The 6,536-nt window shown below is 72.8% G+C and carries 5 protein-coding genes and 1 pseudogene; 2 read left to right on the top strand and 4 right to left on the bottom strand.

Going from position 1 to position 6,536, the window contains the following annotated elements; all coding sequences use genetic code 11:
• Both DEJ33_RS16745 and DEJ33_RS16740 read right to left on the bottom strand, forming a co-directional pair.
• On the bottom strand, positions 1-1,359 hold a 1,359-nt coding region (locus DEJ33_RS16745; RefSeq protein WP_111195574.1), incomplete at its 3' end, for a sensor histidine kinase.
• The gene (locus DEJ33_RS16740) at positions 1,346-2,326 is read right to left on the bottom strand and encodes a CPBP family intramembrane glutamic endopeptidase (protein WP_111195573.1); all 981 of its coding nucleotides are present in this window, start codon (positions 2,324-2,326) and stop codon (positions 1,346-1,348) included. The genes DEJ33_RS16745 and DEJ33_RS16740, both read right to left, overlap by 14 nt.
• 133 nt (positions 2,327-2,459) lie before the next feature.
• On the opposite strand from DEJ33_RS16740, the gene DEJ33_RS16735 reads away from it, so the two are divergent.
• Positions 2,460-2,849: a hypothetical protein gene (locus DEJ33_RS16735; RefSeq protein ID WP_110904912.1), complete on the top strand. Its 390-nt coding sequence runs from the start codon at positions 2,460-2,462 to the stop codon at positions 2,847-2,849.
• A 28-nt stretch (positions 2,850-2,877) separates the two neighbouring features.
• Here the strand turns inward: DEJ33_RS16735 and DEJ33_RS16730 are convergent, their stop codons facing one another.
• Positions 2,878-3,369 (bottom strand): SRPBCC family protein, encoded by a 492-nt coding sequence (locus DEJ33_RS16730; RefSeq protein ID WP_111195572.1) that lies wholly within the window; start codon positions 3,367-3,369, stop codon positions 2,878-2,880.
• 176 nt (positions 3,370-3,545) lie between these two features.
• Between DEJ33_RS16730 and DEJ33_RS16725 the strand changes: the two genes are divergently transcribed.
• Entirely contained in the window at positions 3,546-6,119 is a 2,574-nt protein-coding gene (locus DEJ33_RS16725; protein ID WP_181437336.1) for a LamG-like jellyroll fold domain-containing protein, read from the top strand.
• Between the two features lie 105 nt (positions 6,120-6,224).
• On the opposite strand, the pseudogene DEJ33_RS17520 reads toward DEJ33_RS16725, so the two are convergent.
• Positions 6,225-6,536 (bottom strand): annotated as a pseudogene (locus DEJ33_RS17520) (hypothetical protein); the annotation flags it as partial.

The raw sequence follows: 6,536 nt of genomic DNA, 5'->3' as shown, positions 1-6,536 counted from the left end.
GGGGGTGGGCAGGGCCTCCCGGCCGAGACGCAGGTTGACCGTCCAGCCGCCGGTGTCCGTCGGGCCGACCTGGAGGCTCGCCCCCACCAGTTCCGCCCGCTCACGCATGCCACGCAGTCCGTTCCCCCCGGCCGGCGTGCTGCCGAGTGCGGGGACGGTGGCCGGCCCGTTCTCGACGCGGATCGCGAGGTGGTCGTCGGCGCGGTCGTCGATGGTGACGGTGCACGGCGATCCGGGAGCGTGCAGGGCGGCGTTGGCGAGGGCCTCCTGGACGGTGCGGTACGCGGCGAGCTGGGCGAGCGGGCCGACGCCGTCGCCGAGTGGGCGGGGCGCGGCAGTTCCGGCCGTGGCGGGCGCTCCGGTCGTCCCGGGCAGGACGTCGAGGCGGACGTCGCTGCGGAGCCGGGCCCGTTCGACCAGGTCGACGATGCCGGCGACGGTCTCCACCGCTCGTTCGGCGGGGCTGTCGTCGCGGAGCAGGCCGACCAGGCGGCGGAGGTCCTCCAGCACGGCGGTGCTCTGCTCCCGCACCTGGCGGACGCCCTCGTGGGCGCGCTCCGGGTCGGTGTCGATCTGGCGGTCGATGACGGCGGACATCAGGGCGATGCCAGACAGGTGGTGGGCGGCGATGTCGTGCAGCTCCCGGGCCATCGCAGCCCGTTCGCGGGAGACGGCGGCGTCGATCAGGGCGTCCTGCTCCCGGTCGACCGCGGTGGCCTCGGCGGTGCGTGCGACGCGGACCTCGCGGCGGGAGCGGACCACGAGGGCGATGAGCACCGGCAGGCCGACCGTGCCGAACGCCTGCAGGAAGCCCTGTCCGAGCGAACGGCTGATGCCGATCCCGACACCGGCCCGACCGGCGCCGTAGGCGGAGTAGAGGACGGAGCCCTCGGCGACGATCACGAGCGCTGCCGCTGCGACGAGCGCTGGCCACAGTCGGGCGAGCGGGACTCGCAGCACGGCGAGGACCACGGCGACCACGACCGGCAGGAGCAGGAGGCCGTGCAGGGTCGTCGGTGCGACGGCCGCGAGGACGGGCACCACACTGACGGCGACGAGCGTCGCCCGCGGTGCCCGACGCGCTGCGAAGAGGACGGCGGACTGCACGAGGAGGCCGAGCGCCAGGACGAGCCAGGGGCCGCTGGCGACCGCCGGGTACGCCCCGGCAGGGACGACGGAGTCCGGGTCGGCCGCATCGAGCGGCGGGAGACCGAGCAGCAGCCCGAGGCCGACCACGAACGTACCGAGCGGGACCAGGACGTCGGTGCGCCGTTCCCGTGCGGTCGCGGGGCGTCGCCCGGGTGCAACGCCCTGGGCCTCGACCTCGGGGCGCTGTGCGCGCGGCTCAGCGGGTGCCATCGTGCGATCCTACGAGGCCCTTGCGTGCTGCAGCAGGGATCGGGGCGTCGATCGGCAGCGCCCGACGTGCCGGGTCGTAGCCGAGCCGGCCGCGGGTGGCGATGAGCAGCACCACGGCGGCGACGGTCGACATGATCGTCAGTCCGATCATCAGCGTGCCGGCGGTCATGCTCGGGTACATCTCGGGGAACAGCGACGAGATCGTGTTGTTCACGCCGACGTGCAGCAGCAGGGCCAGCGGCAGGCTCTCACCCGTCTTGTTGAACACCTGGATCATCACGACGTTGAACGTGATCGTGAAGAGGGCGAAGACCACCGGCTCGCTCCAGTGCGCGTTCGGCCATCCGCCCCAGTCGCTGAGGTAGAGCGGCATGTGCCAGAGCGCCCAGACCGGGCCGAGGATCGCGGCCGCGCCGAGTGCGCCGAAGCGGTGCTGCAGGCGGGGCAGGGCGAAGTCGCGCCAGCCGGGCTCCTCGCTGAGGCCGGTCGAGAACAGCTGGATGACGAGCCCCGGCACCAGGGCCGAGAGCGCCAGGGCGGAGGGGGCGTGCACGTCGCCGCCGGCGAAGGGCACCGCGGACAGGACGATCAGGGCCGGGACGACGACGAGCGCCAGCGCGTACCAGTACCAGGCGACCCGCCAGCGGAACAGCCGCCCCACCCAGCGGCGGAGGCCGCCGCGACCGTCGGCGACCGCGGTCACGATGAACGCGCTGCCCAACGGGCCGAGGAGCGCGCCGGGGAGGACGCCCGTGAACTGCGCACTGCCGAGGACCTCGGGGAAGTGGAGGTCCCACACGCCCAGGCCGTGCGGCGACAGGATGTACGGCACCCAGGCGAGCCAGCTCAGGCCGAGGGCGAGGGTGAAGAAGGTCGACAGCGGGTGCCGGGTGATGACGCCCCGGACGCCGCGGCGGTCCTGCTGCGCGGTGCCGGTCGTGGACCGGGCTTCGATGGTGTTCGTCATGACATCGACGCTAGGAACTCCGCTGCTCCGGAACGACCGGCGGAGGGAGGCACCTGCCGGACTTGCATCCAAAGGAGGAGCCCCGCTGTCCCCGGGGTTGTGCCACGCTGTCCGAGGACCGGGAGGGGACGGGATGGACGAGGCAGTGCTCTACGACCTGTGCAGCCGAGCGCGGTTGGTGCAGCTCCGCACCGGCGGTGCAGAGGCCGGGCTCCGTGGGCTCACGGACTGCATCGCGGCCGCGTCCGGCGCCCCGGAGCGGTACACCCACATGCGGCTGGCACAGCTGATCGAGTCCGCCCCGCGTCCGGTCGGGCACCGGTACGGTCTGCGGCAGCTCGAGTCGGTCAGCACGAGCCGGACCACTCCGCCCGCGGACTACTCCGGTGAACAGCGGCACGACTACGAGAAGGCGCAGACCGCACTGCTCCGGGCGATCGGCAAGGACAGCGGCGAGCCGGCGAGCGGCCCGGTCGCGGTCGCCCGCAACGTGCTCGAGCAGTTCGTCCTGCGCTGGTTCTGACGGACCGGTCGGAGCCGGACACCGCGCCTCAGGCTGCGGAGCTGCCCGCGACGTGCGCCAGCACCACGGGGTCGGAGCAGCCGCCCGCGAACCCCGCGATGCGCCGGTCGATGTCCCGCTGCAGCACGACCACGCCGATCCGTTCGGCGAGCGGCGCCAGCCACTCCGGCCGGCAGGTGAAGTTGTAGCGCCAGACCGCCAGGGTGTGTCCCGGCTGCCCCTCCGCCGGGCTGAACCGCCACCCGCCGCCCATCCGCTCGAAGAACCACGAGCCCTTCGTCATCTTCATGCCCACGTTCGACGGCGGGTTGTACGAGACGTACTCGCTCTCCATCGCGAACCCGAAGCGCTGCACCGTCCACGTCCGGACACCCTTGCCGGGCACCGTCGCGCCGCCGACCAGGTGCTGACGCCGGATGAACGGGTCCCACCGCTTGCGGATGGCGCCCTGCGTCTGCGAGACGGCGAACGCGACGTCCACCTCGACCGGGACGACGCAGCGGGACTCGACCACGGGCACGCGCTCATGGTGGCACGGGCAGGTCCCAGCGGACGGGAGGCGCGGGACGGGCCCGCACTGCGCCTCCCGTCCGGCGGGTGTCCGTCCGCCAGGAGCGCGCTCCGCGTCGCCTCCCGCTCACGCTGTGGTCACACTCAGGAAACCGTCGCGACAGACGGTCCCGCCAGCATCATCGCGTGACCCCACACCGATCCCGACGCAGGACCACCGCACTGGGCGCCACCGCCCTCGCCGTGGCCGCCGCCGTCGGCCTCCCCGCCCTGACCGCCTCGCCCGCCCCGGCTGCCGCCGCCCCGGCCGCCGACCTCGCCTCCCGCTTCACCCTCGCGGTGCTGCCGGACACCCAGTTCTACTCCCGCTACTCGGCGTCGCAGTTCCTCCCCCGCTACGGCGACGACCCGTTCCACGTGCAGACGCAGTGGCTCGCCGACAACGCCGACGAACTGCACATCCCGTTCACCACGCACGTCGGCGACGTCGTCGACCAGGTGGGACAGGCCGGCGAGTGGCAGGCCGCCGACCGGGCGATGTCCGTGCTCGACGCGGCAGACATGCCGTACAGCGTCACGACCGGCAACCACGACGTCCGGAACTCCGCGGACACGGTGTTCGACACGTCGTACGACCTCACCGCCGAGCCGTACCTGAAGACCTTCCCGGCCAGCCGCGCCACCGGCCAACCGACCGTCGAGTCGGGCACGGACCGCACCGGACTGAGCCAGTTCCACGTGTTCGAGGCCGAGGGGCAGCGGTTCCTCTCCCTCGCACTGCCGTGGCGGGCCTCCGACGAGACGCTCGCATGGGCGAACCAGGTCATCGCGGCCCACCCGACGCTGCCGACGATCCTCACCTCGCACGAGGTCATCAACATCGCCACCGATGGCCTCACCGCGGTCGACACGGCCTACGGCGAGCGCCTGTGGAAGAACGTCATCGCCCCGAACGACCAGGTGTTCCTGACGCTGAACGGCCACTTCCACGGCTCGACGTGGAAGAGCCGCACGAACGACGCCGGGCACGCGGTCACGCAGGTCCTCATCGACCACCAGATGGACTACGAGGGCGGCAACGGCTACCTCGGCCTCATGGAGTTCGACCTGACGAACGGCACCCTGGCCATGCAGACCGCGTCGCCGTGGGTGACGTGGAAGCCGACCGAGACGCTGACGTCCTACGACCAGCCGCTCCTCGACGCCGCCAACCAGCGCTACAGCGTGCCGATGGACTTCCGCACGCGCTTCGCCGGCTTCGCGCCGGACTTCCGTGCGGGCAGCGCCGACGAGCCGCCGCTCATCGAGCGCGCACGGCAGATGCTGCTCGACGGTTTCGACGGCGCACCACCCGTCACCACCGAGCTCCCCGGCGGCCGCGCCGACCACACCATCGTCGACGGAACCCTCGCCTGGTGGCGTCCCGGTGAGCAGGAGACCGGCACCCTGGCTCCCGGCGCCACCGTGGACGACGTCGTCGGTGACGCCGACCTCACCCGCATGACCCACGCCGAGTCCGGGTCCCCGACCGCGCAGGACGGCGACGTGACCGTCACCGACGAGTCGCACCCGCTCTCCTCAGACGGTGCCGGTCTCTGCTTCGCGAATGCCGACAAGGCCGCGAAGCGCTTCAGCGCGCTCACCTCCCCCGGTGACACGGCCGTCGACCGGGCCACCTTCCCGGAGGGCTACACGATCGAGACGTTCCTCGAGGTCGACCCCTCGTGGACCGACGGCGCGAACTCGTGGTCGAAGGCGATCGTCCGCAGCGGCAACCGCTCGCAGATCGGCGTCCCGCAGACCCGCTGGGACTGGACAGCGTCGCCCGCGGCGCTCGGCATCTCGAACCTCAAGGAGTTCCAGTGGACCGAGGTGTCCGCCGACCCGTCGAAGGGCGACCGCACCGCCTGGTCGGGCGAGATCATCCCCGGCCGCTGGCTGCACGTCGCCCTCGTGAACGACGTCGACGCCCGCACCACCACGATGTACATCGACGGCGCCCCGGTGCTCCGCAACGCGACCGACACCGGTGGGCAGACTGTGCAGGACGGCATGCCGTGGCTGTTCGGCAGCGACTGGGTCGACGACGCCGCCACGAACGGCTGGAACGGCTGCATCGGTGAGACCCGCGTGGTCGACCACCCGATCACCGCCGAGTCCTGGCTGACCGCCCGCGCCGACCTCGACGCGCTGACCGTCGACGAGCCGGGCACCGAGGTCGCCCCGACCGCCGTCACCGGCTCCGGCCACCCGGGCGCCACCGTCACGCTCTCCGGTGCGGTCGCTGGCAGCACCGAGATCGCCGAGGACGGCACCTGGTCGGTCGAGCTCGCCGGCGAGGACGTCGACGCCGTGCGGGCCGCCGCACTCGTCCGCGCCGCAGCGACCGGTGAGGCCCAGGCCGTCCAGTCGATCGGCACCCGCAGTGGTGCAGCGGTCGCGTTCGCGGTCGCCCTGCCGGACGATGCCGACCCGACCGACCCGACCCCGAGCGCCCCCGAGTCGCCGGCTCCCGGTGACGGTGGTGACGGCTCGGGTGACGACGGCACGGTGACCCCCGCGCCGGGTGCCATCCTGCCGGGCGCTGACGGCCCGGACGCCGGCGACGGCACCGCACCGGACGGCGACCTCGCCTTCACGGGTGCGCACGGCCTCGGCGTCCTCGGCGTGACGGCGCTCCTGCTGCTCGCCGCGGGGACCGCGGTCCTCGTCCGCCGACGACTGGGCACCCTGCCCCGGATCACGCCGACGGAGCAGTAGCCCACACCGCACACCACGGGAGGCACGGTGCGGGTCCGCACCGTGCCTCCCGTCCGTCGTTCCGCGGTCGCCTCCGAAGGGCCCCTCACCGGGAGGGGCACCGGGTCACCGGCCGGATTCCGCCGTCCGGCACGGCTGCGGGGCCTCCGCGAAGTGCAGCCATCCGGGCAGCCCTCCGACGAAGGCAGCACGGGTGGCCGGGTCGTGCAGGACCGTCCAGTCGACGTGCTCCTGCACCTCGGTCTCGTACTTGTCCCACTCGAACCAGTTGATCATCCGCACGTTCGGGGAGCGGGAAGCAGTCTCGGCGGAGAAGACCTGCGATTCGCCTGTCGAGGTGTCGTGGTCACCGGCTCCGCGACGGCTCGGTACGGTGGCAGCCGCCCCACCCACCCCGTCTCTGTCTCTTATACACAT

This window comes from Curtobacterium sp. MCPF17_047, assembly GCF_003234045.1.
In the GTDB taxonomy this organism is placed as follows: domain Bacteria; phylum Actinomycetota; class Actinomycetes; order Actinomycetales; family Microbacteriaceae; genus Curtobacterium.
Note: the sequence above shows the minus strand (reverse complement) of the source record. Positions and strands in the feature narration are given on the sequence as shown.